Origin of the sequence: Ruegeria sp. HKCCSA071 (assembly GCF_017872555.1) — a bacterium.
Lineage (GTDB): Bacteria > Pseudomonadota > Alphaproteobacteria > Rhodobacterales > Rhodobacteraceae > Ruegeria.
Genome location: NZ_JAEDOX010000002.1, coordinates 45,838 through 66,423, shown reverse-complemented (window position 1 = coordinate 66,423; position 20,586 = coordinate 45,838). Strand labels below are relative to the sequence as shown.

The following is a 20,586-nucleotide window of genomic DNA, read 5'->3' as shown; positions in this document are numbered from 1 at the left end:
CAGGGAATGCACAGCGGTCTTATTGTCCTTTCCACAGATCATAGGCTTTGCGCATCACCGTGGGCAGATCGCTGGGTTTGAAATTGTGCTTTCCCACTGTAATCAGATGATCAGGAACATCCTGACCGGTGGTTTCTGCGGCCCATATTCTTAAAATCAGATGAAAATGCGTAAAGGTGTGGCGCACCTCGCCCGGCACCATTTTCCAATCTGCCGCAAGCGGGGGGTGCTCGACCGGATCGTCAGCCCACTCCGATCCGGGCCAGCCCAGCATCCCGCCCAGCAAACCTTTGTCCGGTCGGCGCTCCAGCAGCATGGCCCCATCTGACATGCGCGCGATGTAAACGTGACCGTGACGGGTCGGTTTGGGCTTCTTCGGTGTTTTTCGGGGAAGATCAGCCTGTGTTCCTGCAATCCGCGCTTTGCATGGTTCGCGCAGCGGGCAAATGCCACATGCCGGAGATTTTGGTGTACAAATCGTGGCCCCCAGATCCATGACCGCCTGCGCGTAATCACCGGGCCGATTAGAAGGTGTCAGCACCGAGGCTTTTTCCTTCAGCAGGGGTTTCGAGCCGGGCAGCGGCGCGTGGATGTCGTAAAATCGGGCCATGACGCGTTCGACATTGCCATCCAGAACCGTCTCAGGCTGATCAAAGGCGATGGCCGAGACTGCCGCAGCTGTATAAGGGCCGATGCCGGGTAACTTCAGCAACCCATCATAAGTATCGGGGAACTGACCATTGTGATCCCGCGTCACAACGCGGGCGCACTTCAAGAGGTTGCGCGCACGTGCGTAATAACCAAGGCCGGCCCATTCCCCCATGACCCGATCATCCGGCGCGGCGGCCAGCGCCTGAACCGTCGGCCAACGTGTCACGAAGCGCAGAAAGTAACCCCGCACCGCTGCTACAGTCGTCTGTTGCAACATCACTTCGGATAACCAGACCCGATAGGGGTCGGGGCGCACCCCGGCGGCGCGCTCTGCCGGTCCTGTGCGCCATGGCATGGCGCGAGCGTTATGGTCATACCACTCCAGAAGCGCAGCGCTGACAGTGAAATCAAAGGAATCACGCAAGTTTTATTCGTCTCCCTGTCAGGTTTCGCTGGCACCCGGTGTTCTGCCTATTACAATAGCGGCGCAGGAGTTGGAAACCAGATGCAACGCAGACGTTCGTCAACCCGCGGGTTCAAGCGCACCGCGTCTTTGCTGAATGACCAGATCAGGCGCGCCGGGGAAAGCCGGGGCTTTGCTGTGTCACGTCTGTTGACCCATTGGGCCGAGATCGTGGGTCAGGATACCGCCGCTATCGCACGCCCAGTCAGTGTCGGCTATGGCAAAGGTGGTTTCGGCGCGACCCTGACCGTTCTGACCACAGGCCCGCAGGCCCCGATGCTGGAAATGCAGAAGGAACAGCTGCGTGGTAAAGTGAACGCGGTTTACGGTTACAATGCGATTAGCCGTGTCCGCATTACTCAAACCGCTCCAACCGGTTTTGCCGAAGGGCAGGCCAGTTTTGACCATAGACCGAAGCAAGCAAAACCCGAGATTGCACCTGAAATTGCAGCCGAGGCAGACAAAGTGTCACGCAGTGTAAATGATGAAGATTTGCGCGCGGCCCTTGAACGTCTTGGGCGCAACGTTTTATCCAAACAGAAACGCTGAGAAAGGGCTGAGAATGAGCCGTATTGCAACCGTAATCTGTGCAGCCGTCGCCGTGGCCGCTGGCGGCTATTGGGTGTCGCTGTCAAACTCTAACACAAGTTTCCCGCTGGTCAGTGCCGCCGAGGCGCAAGAGGCGGACCTGGATACATCCACCATCATTGACATGGTTCAGGGGGCCGAGGACGCGCCTGTCGAAATCATCGAATACGCGTCCTACACCTGCCCGCATTGCGCGAATTTTCACATGAGTGCATATAAACAGCTCAAGAAGGATTTCATTGATACCGGTAAGGTCAAGTTCACCTATCGTGAGGTCTATTTTGATCGCTACGGTCTGTGGGCGTCAATGGTGGCGCGCTGCGCCGGTCCCGAGAAATTCTTTGGCATCACCGATCTGATCTATGAAGGTCAGGCAGAATGGACGCGCGCAGGTGGCCCGACCGAGATCGTCGATGAACTGCGCAAGATCGGTCGTCTGGCAGGTATCGATGGCGACCAGCTTGAGGCCTGTTTGCAGGATGGCACCAAAGCACGGACATTGGCCGCGTGGTATCAAGAAAACGCTGAACGCGATGGAATTCAGGCAACCCCGTCCTTCATCGTGAACGGCAAGAAAGTTGACAATCAGTCCTACGCGGACTTCAAAAAGCTGATCGAAGCAGAGCTCGGCAGCTGACCCGACCCCGGCTGGCCTCGCCGGGGCCAGCCTGGTTTACTTTGGTGAAGGGGCGGCTTTCAAAAGCATGTCCCTGACCCTGTCGGCGTCTGAAATCTGAAGCCGAACCGGCAAAGTGATCACTTTGCTTCGGAAAGCGGGCGGCAGGCGAACGGCATCTTTTTCGGTGGTGACCATCTGAGCGCCAAGTGAACGCGCATCATTTTCCAGTCGGGTCATCAGGGCCTGTGTCAACGGCTGGTGATCGTCCAACGCCTCGGCGCGTACCAGATCTACACCCAGCCGCCGCAGGGTTTGGAAGAACTTTTCGGGATAGCCGATGCCTGCAAACGCCAACGCACGTGTTTCTGACCAATCCATACCGGTTTGCAGAGGTTCGACCGCCCCGGTGACGTGGGGAACGGTCAACCGGCGTTTCCAGGTGTCGGCAAATACCTTTTGCGCCGCCTCTTCCCCCAGGGATAGTACAAGATCGGCCCGTTTCAGGCCGATATCGACGGGCTCTCGCAACGGACCGGCTGGCAGGCATAAGCCGTTTCCAAATCCGCGCTGGGCGTCCACAACGATAATCGAGAAATCCTTGGCGACCGAAGGGTTCTGAAAGCCATCATCCAAAACGATCACCGTTGCCCCCGCTGCGGCCGCTGCACGCGCGCCCGCCGCCCGATCCTTGGCGACCCAGACCTCAGCAAACATCGCCAGCAACAGCGGCTCGTCCCCCACCTCGGCGGCGGTGTGCCTGCCCGGATCGACCTGCACCGGGCCTTCCAGTGACCCGCCATGGCCTCGTGTCACGACATGCGGCTTGTGCCAGGCATTACCCAGCTGTTCGAGAGTCCAGATCACGGTGGGCGTTTTCCCGGTTCCACCTGCATTGAGATTGCCGATGCAGATCACGGGCACACCGGGATTTTCCCCTGATTTCGAGGCAATCCTGCGGGCTGTCGCCGCGGCATATAGGCGGCCCAGCGGGGCCAGCAGCAGCGCCCTCAGATCCGGCTGGTCCGGAGGAGTGTTCCAGAAATCAGGTGCCCGCATGATCTGCGCTCCGCTGGTCCAGAATATCCTGCACCATTTCGATGAGGGTGTCTGCCTGCGGCGCACCTTCGGTGATTATCTGCCATCCAGCCAAAGCCATGTCAGCGGCGCGGTCTGGTGCCAGAAGCTGTACGACTGCATCGCCCAACTCGGTTGCTGACTTGACCTCCTTGGCTGCGCCTGCCTGTTGAAGGTGGACGTAAAGCTCGTGATGGCGATGCACGAATGGTCCAGAAATTATGGCAGACCCCAGCGCGATTGCGTCGGACGGGTCCTGACCGCCTGCGCCGCGTTCCATTGAACTGGCCATGAACGTCACTGCCGACACGCGGTGCCACAACCCCAGATTTTCGGGGTCTGCAGTCAGAACGACCTGCGTGCTGTCTTCGATCAAGTCACCATCGTCCCAGTTGACACAGCGTAAATCCATCGTCTCCAGCCGCCGTCTTAGGGGGGCGGCCTCGTGAACGTCGGCGACGTGAAGTACCAAAACCAACCGGTGCAAAAGGCGCAATGCCTGACGATGTGCTGTCAGAACCGAAATAAACTCTTTGTCCTGCACCCAGGCAGCCAGCCAAACGGGTCGCCCTGCAAGCGTATGGTTGGTTTCGATCAGTTCGTCTTCTGGCCAAGGTCTGGGGTTTGGGCTGATGCGCAAAGGCGGCGAATCTTCGACTGTTGAAAACGGGACGCCAAGTCTCCGGATGTGTCGGGCGGTTTCAGAATTTGCAGTCAGTATCTTGCGAAAACAACTAAAGGTCACTCTGGTTATGTCTGGCAGCCAGCGCGCGTTCCGGGACAGTGCAACGGTAAACTGGGCGTCAAATAACACCAAGGGTACGGCCTGTTCATCGGCTCGGGTTATGATGTTGGGCATCAGATCACCGCCGACCCAAATCCCGATACTTGGGCGCCAGTATTCGATAAAGTCACGCGCGGCCCCGCTTTGCTCCTGAGGCAGGTTGATCAGGGGAAAATTGCATTCCGGCCAGGCAGACAGATCCGCGTCCGGCGGGGCGGTCAGTAGAAAGTGCAGCTCGGATCGGGACTGAAGCAACCGGCGGCAAAAATCACTTACCGCCCGCAGGCGGTCAGGCGTGGCGACGTGCATCCACACGATTTCGCCTTCGGGGCGTGGCAGGTCGGTTTTTACACCAACACCGTTCCGCATTCTCCAGGACAGCACCCGATAAGCGGCAAGGCTTAATGAGCGCGGTTTGCTCATGCGCCGATTCCCGGCCCGATCGGGTCCAGCTGAGCTGCCAGTTGCGCGTGGATCGCAGTGCTGGCGGCGACGACGCCATTCAGCCTGGGGTGGGCATTGTTGAATTTCAGCGGTTGACCCAAACGGTCTGAACAGACGCCGCCCGCCTCTCGGATGATCAGATCGCCAGCGGCAATATCCCATTCCCAGCTGGGGCGAAGGGTCAGCATGGCATCGAACCGCCCCTGCGCGACCAGCGCCATGCGATAGGCAAGCGAGGGTCGATATGCGCGGTGGAAGGCTGGAACATTCTGATTGCGCCAGTGCTGTGTATCCAGATTTGGTTTGGCGGCCAGAACCTGAGATTGCAGTAGCTCAGGCGTTTTCGACGTCGTGATCTTTTCCCCATTGAGAGTGGCGCCCTGACCTTGCGCCGCAGCATAAAGCAAGTCGCGCATCGGCAGGTAGATTACAGCGGCAGTCACAATGCCATCCACCGCAACAGCCAGCGAATGCGCCCAGGTGCGCGCGCCTTCTGTAAAGCTGCGGGTGCCGTCAATCGGATCGACGATAAAGGCGTAGCTGCGGTTCAGCCGCTCGGGCGAATCCTCGGATTCCTCGCTGAGCCAGCCATAGCCCGGCCGCGCAGCGCACAGTTTTTCTTCCAGCATCGCGTTGACGGCCAGATCGGCCTCGGTCACCGGACCGGCGCCATCGGGTTTGTCCCAACGCTGTGCTTGCGTCCCGGAATAGCGTGTAGCGATCTTGCCGGCCTCCAGTGCCGCCTCAATCAGAAGGGGCAGATCAGTTGCCGGCAAGTGTCATTCCTTCGATCAACAGCGACGGAACCACGCGCGACAAATATGGGCGCGCATCATTGGCGGGAATGATCCGCCGCAGCATATCACGCAAATTTCCTGCGATGGTGCATTCGTTGACAGGATGCGTGATCACACCGTTTTCGACCCAAAAACCTGATGCACCACGGGAGTAGTCGCCCGTATTGGGGTTGATCGTCGATCCGATCATGGACGTGACCAGCAAACCGGTGCCCATATCGCGCAACAGATCTTCGCGACTGCGGGTCCCTTGCGTCAGACTCAGGTTCCAGTTGCTGGGCGAGGGTGGGCCGGACACGCCGCGCGCAGCGTTGCCTGTGGAGACCATGCCCAGCTTGCGGCCACTCGACAGATCCAGCGTCCACCCCGTCAGGACACCGTTTTCCACGATCACCCGGCGCTGCGTTGGCAGACCTTCGGCATCAAATGGGCGCGAGCCAGAGATACGCGGGCGGTGCGGATCTTCGATCAGTGACAGATGCGCGGGCAGCACCTCTTGCCCCATGCAATCCTTCAGCCAGGACGCGCCCCGCGCAATCGCGGCCCCATTGCTAGCGGCCAGCAGATGCCCGATCAGCGAAGACGAGATACGTTCATCAAACAACACCGGGAAACTGCCGGTCGCCGGTTTGCATGCGCCAACCTGTTGCACAGCGCGTTCCCCTGCGGTGCGCCCAATCTCAGCCGCGTCGCGCAGGTCGGATTGAAACGTCCGGCTGTCACCGTCATAGTCGCGCTCCATCCCGGTGCCTTCACCCGAGATCGCAACGCATGAAATGGATCGGCTGCTGCGCTCATACCCACCGGAAAACCCGTTTGTAGCCGCCAGATGCACCCGGTGCGTTCCGTAGCTTGCAGCCGCATCCGACACCTGCGTGACGCCTTTTACCGTCAGTGCTGCGGCCTCGGCGGCCAGCGCATCCTGCATCAGGCTTTCTGCCGACGGGGGCGGGGCGGTGTCCAGCAATTTCAGTGACCGAATATCCCAGTCACTGGCCAGTTGGCCTTTGTCGGCCAGCCCGGAATAGGGGTCCTCGGGCGCCTCTTTTGCCATGGCCACAGCGCGTTCGGCCATCGCCGCAAGGGTTTCCGGGCGGCTGTCAGAGCTGGACACAATGGCTGAGCGTTTACCCAGAAACACACGCAAACCCAGATCAGCGCCTTCCGAGCGTTCCGCGTGTTCCAGCGCGCCACCTCGCACATCGACCGAGACCGAGGACCCTTCGAGAACGATGGCATCTGCCGCTTCTGCGCCTGCCCGGCGAGCAACATCGAGCAATTGTTGGCTGATTTCTTCTGGTGAGCGGGTCATGAGGTCTCCGGGTTGATTGCCAAGGACCTAGCCTTGCACCGCCCGCCCCGCAAGACCTGTGACCGGATTGTGCTGTGTGGATCGTGATAAATCCATGCCGTTACCGGATCTGGCACAAGGTGCACAGGAATGGAAAGGGCCGCGCTGCGCGGCCCTTTCAGATGGGTATTACTTGATACGCTGGCCATTCGCCAAAATCTGGCCGTCTTCGGTGAATTCGATGGTCGAGTTCAGGGTGTCAGGCTCATCGCCGGGGACAGCCATCAGACCCATCATCATCCGCGCGCCCAGCGCATCGTCGTCCGAAATGAGGCCCATGCCGATCAGCGTATCGATCAGCTGATTGGCGCCAACAAGTTTCAGGTTCGCCACGCCGCTTGGGCTGGGCATTCCGCCAAACTCTTCAGTGTTCGAATTGTCGAAGGCAAAATCGCCATCGCCGGTCAGTTTGGCGCCAACCAACGAAACCAGAAGCTGGCTGATTTTCAGCGAGTGCAGCTCACCCGGAGCTTCGTCCGACTCGACGTCGATTTCCGGATCGAAGATATTCATCAGAACTTTTGCCGTGCCGGTCGTGTCCAGCGCAATTGTCGCCGGATCGCGGGGCAGCGCGCCTGCCGGGTCAAAAATGCCCCACAGGACATCAGACATGGTGAAATCAGTCATGTTGAGGCCAAAGGCGAAGGGCTGAATTTCGTCCGATTGCTGGATCGGGAATTCGAAATTCAAACCTGCACTGGCCATGGACAACTCGATCGGGAATGGCAGGTCTGCCGTTGTCACCGCCAGTTTGGTGCTGTTCTGCACGATATCATAGGCGATGCGCTCGGCGTCGATGCTGGCGGCAAAGCGCCCACCTTCCGAGGTGCTGTTCATCGAGAACGCCTGGCCTTCGCTGGTCCCGCTCAGATCGGTGCTGCCGGATGCATAGGTAAAGGTGCCGTCAAAGGCAAAACCCGCTTGATAAAACGCCTGCGGATCAGACATGTCAAAATCCAGCGGGATCACGTTTTCGCCTTCAAAGGCCAGCTGGTCCAGCTGACCATTGATCAGCCCGCTTTCACCACTTTCCGGATCCTGAAAGTTCAGGTCATAGGTCAGTGTTTCGCTGTTGAATGTCTGGGTGATGTTTCGGTGTTCGCCTATTTGCATCCGCGACCGACCGGCCAGATCTCCCGCTTCGACCGCTATGCTGAAAACCTCGTTCGGCAGCGGTTCGCCATCAACTTCGATCGAATCCAGCGCAATGCCCAGTTTGTCAGCAGTGTAGTCATAGGCCATGTCTTCGGGTGTACCCGAAACGACCATGTTCAGCTGGCTGTGCGAATAAATCACTTTGGCTGCAAACTCTTCATCATCGGCTGTTCCCGTGACATCCATGGGAAAGCTTTCGGGCAATCCGATGGTAACGGTTCCGTCACCATTTTCGGTCAGCGTCATTTCCGGCATGACCATCTGGAACTGCCCGTCTTCTTCCGGAAAGGTCAAAGAAAGTGTCATGTTCGAAATTGTGGTGACGTCACCGGCTATGCTTTCGTCGCCTGTAACGGTGTAGCCCATTGACGTGAAATAGCTCTGCCAGTCGGACCAAACATCATTTGCAGTAAGGTCGGCGAACGCGCCCTGGGTCGCAACAGCATAAGCCAGAACAGCACCGCAGCTGCGGCGGAGGAAAACGGACATAAGGTAACCCTTCTTGATCAATTTGCGGCACATGGTCGGGGTTGTGGCACCTATCGTCAAGGGGGCAAGGGCTGGACCATTTCCCCGTTTCCGCGTTACGGCTGTGGCCGGGATCAACAACAATACGTGAGGAGAGGCAAATGCAGGGGAAAACAGTTCTGATAACTGGGGCCAGCCGTGGCATCGGGGCCGAAGCGGGGCGCGTTTTTGCCGCAGCCGGCGCCAATGTCGCATTGGTGGCCCGCAACCGCGATCAGATTGATGCCTTGGCCGCTGAACTGGGTGATCAGGCCATCGCGCTGGCCTGCGATGTCAGCGATTTCGTGCAGGTCGAGCAGGCTGTGGCCACATGTGTGGATCGGTTCGGAAGGTTGGATGTTCTGGTTGGCAATGCCGGTGTGATCGATCCGATCTTTCATCTTTCCAACGCCGACCCTGAGGCCTGGAGCAAAGCCATCGACATCAACCTCAAAGGTGTTTTCTACGGGATGCGTGCTGCTTTGCCAGTAATGCGGGCCGCCGGGGGTGGAAGCATTCTGACCGTCTCGTCCGGCGCGGCGTCCAACCCGGTTGAGGCGTGGAGCCATTATTGCGCGTCAAAGGCCGGGGCAAAAATGTTGACGGAATGCCTGCATCTGGAAGAAGCCCAACACGGTATTCGCACCATGGGGCTGTCGCCGGGGACGGTTGCCACGGATATGCAGCGGTCCATCAAGGCAAGCGGCATCAATCCGGTCAGTCAACTGGACTGGGACGCGCATATTCCCGCAGACTGGCCAGCACGTGCCCTGTTGTGGATGTGTTCCAAGGACGCGGATGAATATTTGGGAACGGAGATATCGCTGCGCCTGGAAGACATCAGAAAAAGGGTCGGGTTGATATGATTGACCTGACGAAAGAGGATGGCCTGTGGGTTGTTACGATCAACAATCCCGAAAAGGCAAACGCCCTGACCGGAGCGATGCTGGATGAACTGGTCGGGATTGCCGAGGCCGCAACCAGCGCGCGGGCGCTGATCCTGACGGGCGCGGGCAAAGTGTTCAGCGCGGGGGCCGATCTGGACGAGGCGCGCGCCGGTCTGGCCACCTCTGACGTCTGGGAAAGACTGTCCGGTGCCATCGCCGCATTGCCCTGTCTGACCATTGCCGCGTTGAACGGAACTTTGGCTGGTGGGGCCAATGGCATGGCTTTGGCCTGTGACCTTCGCATTGCGGTGCCAACAGCCAAGTTCTTCTATCCGGTGATGAAGCTGGGGTTCCTGCCGCAGCCATCCGATCCGAAACGGTTGGCGGCATTGGTGGGCCCGGCCAGAACCAAGTTGATCCTGATGGCAGGTCAGAAGATCACCGCGCAAGAGGCGTATGACTTCGGTCTGGTTGACCGGATCGTCGAGCCCGATCACCTGATGCAAACCGCGCGTGAGTTTGTGGCAGACAGCGTGAACGCTGACCCCGTTGTCGCCAGGGATATCGCAAGGATGTGTTCATGAGGATTTCGGCCGTTCGGTTGCGGGTCGCTGACCCGGAAGGACTGGCCCTATTATATCGCGACGTTCTGGGTATGCGGGTTGACCGGCAGGGGTCAGGTTGCCGCGTCGGCTACAACTCGGAAGATGCGGACCTTCTGCTGTTGCCGGGTGGTGGCGGATACACCCATGACCGGGGCCAAAGATATTGGAAGATCGGAATTACCGTACCTGATGTCGATCTTGCGGCAGCGCATCTGCGCGCGCTGGGTACTGCGGTAAGCACGCCGAGCCAGTTTTTGGATATCGGGTATATGTGCCATCTGGCTGATCCCGAAGGGTTTGTCGTCGAATTGCTGCAACATGATTTCGAAGGTAACAAACCGGTGCAGGTTGCAGATCCGGATGCTCCGTTTGCGCAGGCCCGGATCGGTCAGATAACCCTTCGAACCGGTGATATTGCGGGCGAGGACGCGTTTTGGCGCGCGCAAGGTATGTCCTTGCTGTCGATGCAGGAGGTGGCCCCCCATGGCTTTGATCTGCATTTCTACGCCTTTACCGACGAAACCCCTCCAAACCCCGATTTGTGGGCCGTCGAGAATCGCGAATGGTTGTGGAAGCGACCGTATACGACATTGGAGTTCCAGCATCTTGCGGGTGCGCAGTTTGCGCCCGTACCGGATTACCAGGGAATAGAAGTCGAGGGGTTGGCCGCACCTTTGAAAGACGCCTTTGGCGATCCGGTCCTGCCTGGCTGATCACCTGTTGCGTCGCTTGCCCGGAACTTTCGACCGAAATCCGGGTGGGCGTTTACGCACCCAGATCAGGAATTTCTCAAGCCTGGGATGCGCGCGCAAGGCTGCGACCGTGTTGTAACTGCGCGCCAGTTCGGCCTCGGTCAGGGTGGCATGGACCTCTTTGTGGCAAATCTGGTGCAGAAGAACGGTGGGTCCGCCCTTGCCTCCTTTGAGTTTTGGGATCAGATGATGCAGGCTGCCACCCCCACTGGGGATCGGGCGGTCACAGAGCGGGCAGATCGGATCGTTGTTCGCCATGATGGTTTGAACTTGCGTCGATGGACGGCGAAGGCAAGAGGGTGCGAATGGTGCAGGCAGTGGTGATCGGAGCAGGCCCCGCAGGGTTGATGGCGGCCGAGCAACTGGCCGAGGCTGGGCATTCCTTACTGGTTGCCGAAGCCAAACCTTCGGTTGCGCGCAAATTTCTGATGGCAGGTAAATCGGGGCTGAACCTGACAAAGGACGAACCGCCTGAGACACTGATGCGGTCGTATAACAATGCGGTGGACTGGTTGTGCCCGATGATTACCGCCTTTGATGCGCAAGCTGTTCAGCACTGGGCGCGTGGATTGGGCCAGACATTATTCACGGGCTCTACCGGGCGGGTTTTTCCCGAGGCCATGAAGGCGTCGCCCTTGTTGCGCGCATGGCTTGCGCGACTGGACGCAGCAGGGGTTGAGATCAGAACCCGTTGGCGATGGAAAGGTTGGGAAGCTGATGCGCTGGTATTTGACACCCCGGACGGGCCGCAAAACCTAACCGCTGCTGTAACCGTGCTGGCACTGGGCGGGGCAAGCTGGGCCCGCCTTGGGTCGGATGGTCATTGGGCGCAAATCCTGTCCGACAGGAGCGTGGATCTGGCACCGTTTGAACCTGCGAACTCAGCCCTGTCTGTGGACTGGGGCCCTCATATGCAGCCACATTTCGGGTCGGCGCTAAAATCGGTTCGGTGGATGGCCGGTGACCTGGAAAGCCGCGGCGAGGCTGCGATCTCGGCAACCGGGCTGGAGGGAGGGGGGCTTTACACTCTCACCCCTGCCTTGCGCAAAGGGCATCCACTTTATGTCGATCTGGTGCCTGATCTGGACCAGCAGTCCTTGCGGGCGCGATGGTCTTCCAAAAAGTCGAAAACCACGTTTTCGCAATGGTTGAGAAAGTCGTTGAATCTGTCACCGCAGAAGATTGCCGTGTTTCACGAGATGGCAAAACGCAGTCACCTGCCGCTGCCGGGCAACGTGGCGGTCCTCAAGAAACTGCCAATCCTGCACGCGGGGCTGCGACCGATGGATGAGGCTATATCGACGGCAGGCGGCGTGAAACGATCCGCGTTGGACGACGGGCTGATGCTGAGGTCCATGCCGGGCGTGTTCTGCGCGGGTGAGATGATGGACTGGGAAGCGCCAACCGGGGGGTATCTTTTGACGGCCTGTCTCGCCACGGGTCGCTGGGCCGGTCGGGCTGCTGCCGATTGGCTGGATCAGCGCAGATAACTCAGCGCGACCGCGCAAGCATCGCCAGACGAATCATAGCACGCTCAACCAGAGCCATTGAGGGGGCTGTTTGTCCGGCGGATCGCAGGGAGAGGTCGGTATCCGTCAGAACGGTCAGCGCTGTTTGCAACTTGGGCGCCCCCCAGCCCTGTGCCTGACGCAGAATACGGTCACGGCGTTTGCCGTAAACCGGCGGGCGCAACTTACCGATACCCTGCGCAGCACCACCCGGATCCGAGGCGCAGGCATAAAGTGTGCGGAAATGCCGGGTCGCCCCAATACACAGGGTTACCCCGTTGGTGCCTTGTGCCTGCAACCGCCGGATCAGCGGCCCGATCTCACCGGCGCGGCCTTCGGCAACCACGTTCAGCACGTCGTCAAGCGCCGCCTCGGTCGAACGCGGGGCGCAGGCTTCGATGTCTTCCATTGTCAGCTCAGAGTTGTCACCGCGCTTGTAAAGCGACAGTTTTTCAACGGTTTGGGTGAAGTCACCGGGGCTGAGACTGTTGGCCAGTTCGCTGATGGCAGACATGACATCGCGGGGGATGTTTTTCAGATGTGCTTCGGCCAGAACCCGCTCGACCTCTGCGCGCGATGGCGGGTCGTCATAAATGCCTATCGCATAGGCGGCGGGATGCCCCTCGAATGCTTTGCGGATTTTCGAATTTGGTTTCAGCTGACCAGCCGTCACGATGATCTGAGCGTCGCCGGGGGTCCAATCTTCAAGCGCGGCCAGAATCGAAGGCGAGGCGGTTTCGGTGGCGTCTTCCACAAACACCGCGCGCGGGCCGGGGAAAAACCCAACCGCCTTGACCGCGTCCAGCAGAGACGCCGGATCGCCGCGCAAGTCACCACCCGGCAGGCGGGTCAGGCGCATTTCCTCTTCCGCGCCGGGACCAAGCAGTGCGGCCAGAACCTGTTGCCGCTTAAGCGCCACCCGCATGGCATCCGCACCATAGATCAGCAGCCCGATCTTGTCCGCATCCGGCTTGGCGAAATACCCGTCAGCCTCGCGCGGGCTCAACTTCATTTGGACAAGCCCGGTGTTGAATACAGGCGGTTCACGATATGCCCGGACAGGATCACCATCAGGCGTTCTTTCGCATCGCGTTCGTCAGCCAGCGTCGACACGGTGGAACCCGAAGCAGAATAGCCCACAAAATCGGTTACGGTGCCGGACGCCGCGACTTGCCCGGTTTCGTTGGATTTCAAAGCGTATTGCGCCCGTCCATCAATCGTGTACCGCGTTGTCTCGTTCGTCGTGGTTATGGCCGCGCCGCGGATTTCGGTCGAGACCTGAACATCCAGAGTGTAATCGCTGACAGAGCCCGCGCTGCGGCCCAGTTGCTGTTCAAGGTTCTGAACCAGAAGATAGCTTTCGACGGTATTTGGCGCAGACACCGCCACCCGGCCGAACAAGGCAGAACCCGACCCGCCCGGAGCATAAACCGGTTGAAAGCCGCAGGCAGCCAGCGCCAGCGGCATCACAAGCAATGTTCTGCGATCAAACAACGACATTCACAATCCGGCCCGGAACAACGATAACTTTCTTCGGCGCGTTGCCATCCAGCGCCTTTTGGACAGCTTCGGTGCTAAGCGCGATATTTTCAACCTCGGCTTTGTCCATATCTTTCGGAACGCTGATTTCCGCGCGACGCTTGCCGTTGATCTGGATCGGCAGGGTGACGGTGTCATCAACCAGCATCGCTTCATGTGCGACGGGCCACGGGGCGACAGCCACAAGGCCCTCACCGCCCTGATGCGCCCAGATATCTTCCGCCAGATGTGGCGTCATAGGCGACATCAACTGGGCCAGTGTTTTGATTGCCTGTTTCTGAGCCGCCGCACCGGCCTTGGATTTTGCCAGCGTATTAGTGAAAGCATAAAGCTTGGCGATGGCGGCGTTGAAGCCAAAGCTTTCAACACCCAATGTCACGTCACGGATGGTTTTGTGCATCTCGCGCAACAGGTCCTCATCGCCTTCGCCCGCTGCATTGGCCTCCATGGCACCGATCCTGTCACACAGATTCCAAACGCGATTCAGATGCTTATAGGCGGCCTCGGCCCCTGCCGCAGTCCATTCCACGTCTCTCTCGGGTGGCGAATCGGACAACACGAACCAACGGGCCGTATCGGCGCCAAAGGCTGAAATGATGCTAACTGGATCGACCACGTTTTTCTTGGATTTCGACATCTTGGCCGAAGGGATAATTTCGACTACCAAATTGGCGAGATTAGCCATTGCGAGCAACGCCCCGTCGTCTACGTCTTGCCCTTCCAAGGCTTCGTGGCGTAGTACCGCCCACCGTTTACCGTCCACGTTCAATTCGATAACATCCTCGGGCAGGTGATAGACCGGCCGGCCGTTAGCGTCGCGTGTCTGGTAAATCTCATGCGTCACCATGCCTTGAGTGAACAACGCGTCGAACGGCTCGATAGCCTTTTTGGGCAAGTGGCCGGTAAGGTTCATCGCCCGCGCAAAGAACCGGGAATACAGCAGGTGCAGAATCGCGTGTTCAATGCCGCCGATATATTGGTCGACATTCATCCAGTATTCGGCCTCGGCCAGATCAGTGGGTGTTTCCGCACGCGGAGCGGTAAAGCGCGCGAAATACCACGACGAATCGACGAAGGTATCCATCGTGTCGGTCTCGCGCTTGGCCGGAGCACCGCAGGAGGGGCAGGAACAATCGCGCCAGGTCGGGTGGCGGTCCAGCGGGTTGCCGGGTTTGTCGAATGTGACATCGTCAGGCAGGCGGACCGGCAGGTTTTCCTTTTTCTCGGGCACCACGCCGCAGCTTTCGCAATGCACGACGGGAATCGGACACCCCCAATAGCGCTGACGGCTGAGGCCCCAGTCCCGCAGACGGTATTTGGTGACACCCTCGCCCCAACCGGCTTGTTCAGCAAAATCGACGGTGGCGTTGATGGCTTCTTCGCCTGTCGCTTCGGTCAAACCGGCAAAGTGGTTCACCCAGCGAACTTTCTCGGTTTTCGGCGGGACGAATGCAATTTTGTCGACCGGTGTGTCGTCATCCAGCGCAAAGAAGGTATCGACTACAGGCAGGCCGTATTTGCGGCAAAAGTCGAGGTCGCGCTGGTCATGCGCAGGGCAGGCAAAGATTGCGCCAGTGCCGTAATCCATCAGGATGAAATTGGCGATCCAGACCGGCAGTTCCCAGCTCGGGTCCAGCGGATGCTTGACCTTGATGCCTGTGTCAAAACCCAGCTTTTCTGCGGTTTCTATGGCTTCTTCCGTGGTGCCGCCTTTGCGGCATTCGGCCACGAATTCAGCCACTTCGGGGTTTTCGGCCTCAAGCCGTTTTGCGATCGGGTGATCGGGCGAGATGCCAACGAAAGATGCGCCCAGCAGCGTGTCAGGGCGGGTTGTATAGACGGTGATCGGATCGCCGCCGTCAGTGCGTTCAAAGCCGAATTGCAGACCACGGGATTTGCCGATCCAGTTCTCCTGCATCAGGCGCACTTTGGCGGGCCAGTTGTCCAGAGTGTCCAGCGCGTCGAGCAACTCTTCGGAATAATCCGAAATCTTGAAGAACCACTGGGTCAGTTCGCGCCGCTCTACCAGTGCGCCCGAACGCCAGCCACGACCATTTTCAACCTGCTCGTTGGCCAGAACGGTCATGTCGACCGGGTCCCAGTTCACCACAGCGTTTTTGCGATAAACCAGCCCGGCATCCAACATATCGAGGAACAGCGCCTGTTGTTGGCCGTAATACTCGGGGTCGCAGGTCGCGAACTCACGTGACCAGTCGATGGACAGGCCAAGTGGCTTCATCTGATCGCGCATGTCGGCGATGTTGCTGTAGGTCCAGTCCTTCGGATGACCCCCGATGGCCATCGCGGCATTTTCCGCAGGCATCCCGAATGCGTCCCAGCCCATCGGGTGCAGCACGTTGTGGCCCGTCGCCAGCTTGTGCCGCGCGATGACGTCACCCATCGTATAGTTGCGCACATGCCCCATATGGATTCGGCCAGACGGGTACGGAAACATCTCAAGCACATAGTATTTTGGCTTGTCCGCCTTGTGGTTGGCGGTGAAGATCCCGGCCTTGTCCCAGGCCTCCTGCCATTTTGCTTCGATTTCGGTGGCCGAGTAGCGCGACATTGTGCGGTCCTTCGTGAATGAAAACGCCGGGTAGGAACCCGGCGTGGTAATATTGTGATTTTCGGCGGGTTGCTAGAACTTGTTGTCCGCTATGCGTAGCTGCCGGGCACGCGACAGAATCGCATCCTCGACTGCGCGGGAAGTTGCTGCACTTACCGGAGCTCCCCCACTCGATTGCAGCGCAACCGACAAAGAGCGCGCGGCAAGCGCCGGATCGCTGATGTGAACAGTTGCCCGGTAGGATCGGCCGCCGCCCGGAGGTGTGCCGTAACCCGTTACGATTACACCGGTAAACGGATCAACCTCTTGCACAGGCAGGAAACTCAGCACATCCAGAGAAGCCGCCCACAGATACCGGTTTACGTTTGTGGTCTGTTCGGCGGTACTGCGGTCGAAAATGTCCCAGATTGTTGTCCGCTCGGGATCATTCAGCTCCTGTTCGTCCGAATTGCCGCCAGCGAGGTTGGGGGAGTACGTTGTCGAAGTGTTTCGATTCTGCCCACATGCCGAAAGAGCGGCGGTCAGCAGGATCATTCCCAAAATCGTCGGCAGGCGCATTGTAAACAGGTCCTGTTTCACTTGTTCTACAGTATTCAGGGGATACTCCTAGCCAAGGACCCCCGCTGCAACAAGTCCATTCTTCTGAAATGTAAGTGTATCAGCTGCATCAGGGCGAAAACTGACTGTGGCATCCTTGCACCAATTTGACCTCAATGACGCTCCCGCCTTTATGCCAAGCTTGCGCAAAGGGGGCAAAAAGAGCGAAACGGTGTCCGTGCTGAGACATATGCCGAGGCATGTGTCGAGTAGATAACTCTTTTGAAACCGAGGGAAACAAGATGAAAAAAGTTCTCTTCGCATCGACGGCGCTGATTGCGACCGCAGGCGTTGCAGCAGCTGAAGTTAACTTCAGCGGTTATGGCCGCTTTGGTATTGGCTACGTTGAAGATCGTAGCGGTACCGTTACAAACTTCGTAACCACAGGTACCACAACGACAACTGGTACTGCTGTTGTTCAAACTGACGACGCGATCCTGGTTTCGCGCTTCCGTCTGAACATCGACGGCATTGCAGAAACCGACGGTGGCGTTCGTTTCGAAGGCCGTGTTCGTCTGCAAGCTGACGAAAACAGCGGCAACGGTGAAGCAAACTCTGCCGGTCTGAACGGCGCACGTTTCTCGGTCATCTACGGTGGCCTGCGTGTTGACGCCGGTAACGTTGCAGGTGCCTTCGACAACCTGGCAAACTACTACGGCAACGAAGTAGGTCTGGAACTGTTCGCAGGTCAGTACTCGGGCGTTAACTACAGCTTCCTGGGTTACTCGTCGACCGGTTCGGGTTCGAACGCCGTGTTCTTCCAGTACTCGGTTGGTGACTTCTCGTTTGGCGCATCGTACGACCAAGCGACTGTAGCTCTGAACGGTGCACCTGTTGACGCTGACCGTTGGGACATCAGCGCAACCTACACCTTCAACAACATCACAGCCGCTCTGGCCTACGGCCAAACCGACCTTCCGGGTAATGTTGGTAGCGATCCGAGCCTGACCGTTCTGACCCTGGGTGGCGAATGGGGTGACTTCTCGGGTACTCTGTTTGTTGCAGACGACGCAACTCAAGTTGCTTTGACAGACGGTACCGCATGGGGTCTTTCGGCTGCCTACAACCTGGGTGCCGCAACCACCCTGCTGTTCACCTACGGTGACGGCAACGCCGACCTCGACACGCAGCAGGTCGCAATCGGTGCGATCTACGACCTGGGTGGCGGTGCATCGCTGCGCGGTGGTATCGGTGTGAACGACTGCGACATCTGCGCAGACTCGACCATCGTTGCTGACTTCGGTGCTCAGTTCAACTTCTAAGCTGATCTGAACCGCAAGGTTTAAGGGCGGGTCTTCGGACTCGCCCTTTTCTTTTGCGCCGACTTGGTGTTTTCCTGCTCCAAAACAGGATGAGGGTCCCATGTCGTTGCAAGACATCACCGCACGTATTGCCAAAGCCGAAGCCAGGTCGGACCGACCTGCAGGTTCGGTCAAACTGATTGCCGTGTCCAAAGTGCAGCCGAATGAAAGGGTGCAGGAGGTTCTTGAGCAGGGGCACAGATGTTTTGGCGAGAATCGCGTGCAGGAAGCAGCAAGCAAGTGGCCCGCGTTCAAAGAACAGTTCGAGGGTATTGATCTGCACCTCATTGGCCCGTTGCAGACCAACAAGGCCCGTCACGCAATGGAACTGTGCGATGCGATCCATTCGGTAGATCGACCCAAACTGGCCAAGACACTGGCACGTTTGGCACAGGAAATGGGAACCTGTCCGGATCTGTTCATTCAGGTCAACACCGGTGAGGAAGACCAAAAGGCCGGTATCCTTCCTGTGGGCGCGGATGGTTTCATAGCCGAGTGCAGGTCATTGGATCTGCCCGTGCGTGGATTGATGTGCATTCCTCCGGTCGATGAAGAGCCTGCTCTGCACTTTGCGCTGTTGGCAAAAATCGCAGCGCGCAACGGGCTTGACGGATTGTCTATGGGGATGAGTGACGATTTCGAACAGGCCATCGCCCTTGGCGCGACACATGTGCGCGTTGGCTCAGCTATCTTTGGCGAACGAATTAAACCTCGGGAATAATCAACCGTGTTCCGGGGGCAATGCGCTGTGATATCCAGTGTAGATGGTCCCGACGAAATGCAACGCAGCCTTCTGTTGGATAGCCGGGTCTGCGCCATTGGTGCAGAAATATCGCTGACCCTCTGCCCGGAACGGCGTCTGGCCAGTTCCAGTCGGTCAACAAAATCAGATCATATAATGGGTCGGCGCGGTGCAGCCTTTCGTGGCTGAATGCATAGGGTGCGCTGACCATGTGGTTGTATCTGCTTTCAGACACGTCGTCAGACCACAAGTCCCGTGGGCCAATGGCACAGGCCCATTTGCTGGGGGCGGCCAATCGGTCTGCCCGGTATAGCATCCCAACGATTCGATGATATCCGGTGGGGGTCGCCCCATCACCTTCGCGTTTTGCGTTGCTCAACCCGCCTTTGCCCACGGAACAGGGGAACACCCTGCCAAGAAACCGGATGCCGCGCGGGGTCAGAACAAGATCGCCTGGGGTCAAAGCAGATGGCCTGACTTCTTGGCCTTGGTTGCCAGGTATCCCCGGTTGTGAGAGGTTTCGCCAACTTTCAGAGGGACACGCTCGGTTACTGCGATACCTGTTCGCTCCATCATGGCGATCTTGGCCGGGTTGTTGGTCAGCAAGCGGACTGAGTTGAAACCCAGCGACTTCAATATGTCCGACCCAAGCCGAAAATCGCGCTCATCGTCCTCAAAACCCAGCCTGTGGTTCGCCTCAACGGTGTCAAAACCTTGATCCTGAAGGAAATAGGCGCGCATCTTGTTGGCCAGACCTATACCGCGCCCTTCCTGATTCAGATACAAAAGAACGCCTGCACCTTCTGCCCCCATCTGCTCCAGGGCGCCGCGCAGTTGCGGGCCGCAGTCACATTTCAGGCTTCCCATCAGATCGCCGGTGAAACAGGCAGAATGCAATCGGGCCAGCACAGGCTTATCGCGGTCCGGACGTCCGATCTCGACGGCGTAGTGTTCTTCACCGCCGTCTTCCGGGCGGAACACGTGTAACCGACCGGCTTCGGACACCTCCATCGGAAGGCGGGCCGCGACGACTTCGTGCAAAGTGCTGCGATCCGCCAGATGAGGCGTGGCGCGCGTGTGATCAATGCATGTCAGACCGTGGGACGCCGCAAATTCCCTGCCGTCCTCGACAGGTACCACGACCACAGCGGGAAGGATGCGCGCGGATTTGGCCAATGCAATTGCGATACGGTGCAGATTGGCATTGCCGTGACGCTCGGTCATCAACGGGCCCTTCATGGGCGCGTTCAGATCGTCGGAAGGATCGGCAACCGCCTGTACCCATGCGATATCTGCATCCGCCGGGATCGATACCCGTGCCAGATCCCCGTCGTATACCCGCGCTTTCAGGGTTTCAGCACGCCGCCCTGTTATGGCCACCACCGGATTTCCTAGTTTTTTCAGGTCGGCCAAACGCTGCGGGCTGAGGGTTTCGGCAGAAACCGCAAGCACGCTGAAGCCGCTGTCATCAGTCAGCGCAACGGGAACGCCCATGCGCAGATCGGCCCGGGCCCGGGCCAGAAGTTCCGTGATATCGGGGATGAGACTCATCAATGTTACCCTATAACGCTCAATCTTTCTCCTAGCTCTTTCGAAAGGAAATGTGAAACAATTCCGCGAACTCTGACACGAAGGCGTGAAACGGTTGCAGCA

At 58.6% G+C, this 20,586-nt stretch carries 21 protein-coding genes; 8 read left to right on the top strand and 13 right to left on the bottom strand.

All coding sequences use genetic code 11. The annotated features are described in order from the left end of the window. Positions 1-19 precede the first annotated feature (19 nt). Complete coding sequence (gene mutY, locus I9188_RS08255; RefSeq protein WP_209504998.1) at positions 20-1,075, bottom strand: A/G-specific adenine glycosylase; 1,056 nt, start codon at positions 1,073-1,075, stop codon at positions 20-22. A gap of 81 nt (positions 1,076-1,156) precedes the next feature. Here mutY and I9188_RS08250 point away from each other — a divergent pair, with 81 nt between their 5' ends. Next, on the top strand, positions 1,157-1,663 hold the full coding sequence (locus I9188_RS08250; RefSeq protein ID WP_209504997.1) for a DciA family protein: 507 nt from the start codon (positions 1,157-1,159) through the stop codon (positions 1,661-1,663). Between the two features lie 13 nt (positions 1,664-1,676). Then, a complete protein-coding gene (locus tag I9188_RS08245; RefSeq protein ID WP_209504996.1) occupies positions 1,677-2,339 on the top strand; it encodes a DsbA family protein in 663 nt (220 codons plus the stop codon). A 36-nt stretch (positions 2,340-2,375) separates the two neighbouring features. Here the strand turns inward: I9188_RS08245 and lpxK are convergent, their stop codons facing one another. The 5 genes from lpxK to I9188_RS08220 form a co-directional block, all read right to left on the bottom strand. Next, the gene (gene lpxK / locus I9188_RS08240; protein ID WP_209504995.1) at positions 2,376-3,377 is read right to left on the bottom strand and encodes a tetraacyldisaccharide 4'-kinase; all 1,002 of its coding nucleotides are present in this window, start codon (positions 3,375-3,377) and stop codon (positions 2,376-2,378) included. After that, the gene (locus I9188_RS08235; protein WP_209504994.1) at positions 3,364-4,602 is read right to left on the bottom strand and encodes a glycosyltransferase N-terminal domain-containing protein; all 1,239 of its coding nucleotides are present in this window, start codon (positions 4,600-4,602) and stop codon (positions 3,364-3,366) included. Before I9188_RS08235 ends, lpxK begins: the two co-directional genes overlap by 14 nt. Further along, positions 4,599-5,399: a 3'(2'),5'-bisphosphate nucleotidase CysQ gene (locus I9188_RS08230; RefSeq protein ID WP_209504993.1), complete on the bottom strand. Its 801-nt coding sequence runs from the start codon at positions 5,397-5,399 to the stop codon at positions 4,599-4,601. Before I9188_RS08230 ends, I9188_RS08235 begins: the two co-directional genes overlap by 4 nt. Beyond that, the gene (locus tag I9188_RS08225) at positions 5,386-6,732 is read right to left on the bottom strand and encodes a TldD/PmbA family protein (protein WP_209504992.1); all 1,347 of its coding nucleotides are present in this window, start codon (positions 6,730-6,732) and stop codon (positions 5,386-5,388) included. The genes I9188_RS08230 and I9188_RS08225 overlap by 14 nt, the downstream gene beginning before the upstream one ends. A 168-nt stretch (positions 6,733-6,900) precedes the next feature. Continuing rightward, a complete protein-coding gene (locus tag I9188_RS08220; RefSeq protein WP_209504991.1) occupies positions 6,901-8,415 on the bottom strand; it encodes a DUF2125 domain-containing protein in 1,515 nt (504 codons plus the stop codon). 140 nt (positions 8,416-8,555) lie between these two features. On the opposite strand from I9188_RS08220, the gene I9188_RS08215 reads away from it, so the two are divergent. The 3 genes from I9188_RS08215 to I9188_RS08205 are packed head-to-tail and all read left to right on the top strand — an operon-like array spanning position 8,556 to position 10,638. After that, positions 8,556-9,299 carry an SDR family oxidoreductase gene (locus I9188_RS08215; RefSeq protein WP_209504990.1) on the top strand — a complete coding sequence of 248 codons (744 nt, stop codon included), beginning with the start codon at positions 8,556-8,558 and terminating at the stop codon, positions 9,297-9,299. Next, positions 9,296-9,904, top strand: a complete 609-nt coding sequence (locus tag I9188_RS08210; RefSeq protein WP_209599597.1) for an enoyl-CoA hydratase/isomerase family protein — start codon at positions 9,296-9,298, stop codon at positions 9,902-9,904. Before I9188_RS08215 ends, I9188_RS08210 begins: the two co-directional genes overlap by 4 nt. Then, on the top strand, positions 9,901-10,638 hold the full coding sequence (locus I9188_RS08205; RefSeq protein ID WP_209599596.1) for a VOC family protein: 738 nt from the start codon (positions 9,901-9,903) through the stop codon (positions 10,636-10,638). Before I9188_RS08210 ends, I9188_RS08205 begins: the two co-directional genes overlap by 4 nt. Here I9188_RS08205 and I9188_RS08200 read toward each other — a convergent pair whose 3' ends face one another. Beyond that, positions 10,639-10,935, bottom strand: a complete 297-nt coding sequence (locus I9188_RS08200) for an HNH endonuclease (RefSeq protein ID WP_209599595.1) — start codon at positions 10,933-10,935, stop codon at positions 10,639-10,641. Between the two features lie 47 nt (positions 10,936-10,982). On the opposite strand from I9188_RS08200, the gene I9188_RS08195 reads away from it, so the two are divergent. Continuing rightward, positions 10,983-12,167, top strand: coding sequence for a TIGR03862 family flavoprotein (locus tag I9188_RS08195; RefSeq protein ID WP_209599594.1), 1,185 nt, complete (start codon positions 10,983-10,985; stop codon positions 12,165-12,167). A 1-nt stretch (position 12,168) separates the two neighbouring features. On the opposite strand, the gene holA is transcribed toward I9188_RS08195, so the two are convergent. The 4 genes from holA to I9188_RS08175 form a co-directional block, all read right to left on the bottom strand. Further along, entirely contained in the window at positions 12,169-13,197 is a 1,029-nt protein-coding gene (gene holA / locus I9188_RS08190; RefSeq protein ID WP_209599593.1) for a DNA polymerase III subunit delta, read from the bottom strand. After that, positions 13,194-13,685 carry an LPS assembly lipoprotein LptE gene (lptE, locus tag I9188_RS08185; RefSeq protein ID WP_209504984.1) on the bottom strand — a complete coding sequence of 164 codons (492 nt, stop codon included), beginning with the start codon at positions 13,683-13,685 and terminating at the stop codon, positions 13,194-13,196. Before lptE ends, holA begins: the two co-directional genes overlap by 4 nt. Next, positions 13,672-16,293, bottom strand: a complete 2,622-nt coding sequence (gene leuS / locus I9188_RS08180; protein WP_209504983.1) for a leucine--tRNA ligase — start codon at positions 16,291-16,293, stop codon at positions 13,672-13,674. Before leuS ends, lptE begins: the two co-directional genes overlap by 14 nt. A 72-nt stretch (positions 16,294-16,365) precedes the next feature. Then, positions 16,366-16,851, bottom strand: a complete 486-nt coding sequence (locus I9188_RS08175; RefSeq protein ID WP_209504982.1) for a DUF3576 domain-containing protein — start codon at positions 16,849-16,851, stop codon at positions 16,366-16,368. 281 nt (positions 16,852-17,132) lie between these two features. On the opposite strand from I9188_RS08175, the gene I9188_RS08170 reads away from it, so the two are divergent. Together I9188_RS08170 and I9188_RS08165 are read left to right on the top strand one after the other, a co-directional pair. Then, complete coding sequence (locus I9188_RS08170; RefSeq protein ID WP_209504981.1) at positions 17,133-18,152, top strand: porin; 1,020 nt, start codon at positions 17,133-17,135, stop codon at positions 18,150-18,152. Positions 18,153-18,252: 100 nt separating this feature from the next. Then, positions 18,253-18,912 (top strand): YggS family pyridoxal phosphate-dependent enzyme, encoded by a 660-nt coding sequence (locus I9188_RS08165; RefSeq protein ID WP_209599592.1) that lies wholly within the window; start codon positions 18,253-18,255, stop codon positions 18,910-18,912. On the opposite strand, the gene I9188_RS08160 is transcribed toward I9188_RS08165, so the two are convergent. Further along, positions 18,896-19,396: a L,D-transpeptidase family protein gene (locus tag I9188_RS08160; protein WP_209504979.1), complete on the bottom strand. Its 501-nt coding sequence runs from the start codon at positions 19,394-19,396 to the stop codon at positions 18,896-18,898. The two genes, I9188_RS08165 and I9188_RS08160, sit on opposite strands and share 17 nt — an antisense overlap. After that, on the bottom strand, positions 19,393-20,484 hold the full coding sequence (gene ribA / locus I9188_RS08155) for a GTP cyclohydrolase II (protein ID WP_209504978.1): 1,092 nt from the start codon (positions 20,482-20,484) through the stop codon (positions 19,393-19,395). The genes I9188_RS08160 and ribA overlap by 4 nt, the downstream gene beginning before the upstream one ends. Positions 20,485-20,586 lie beyond the last annotated feature (102 nt).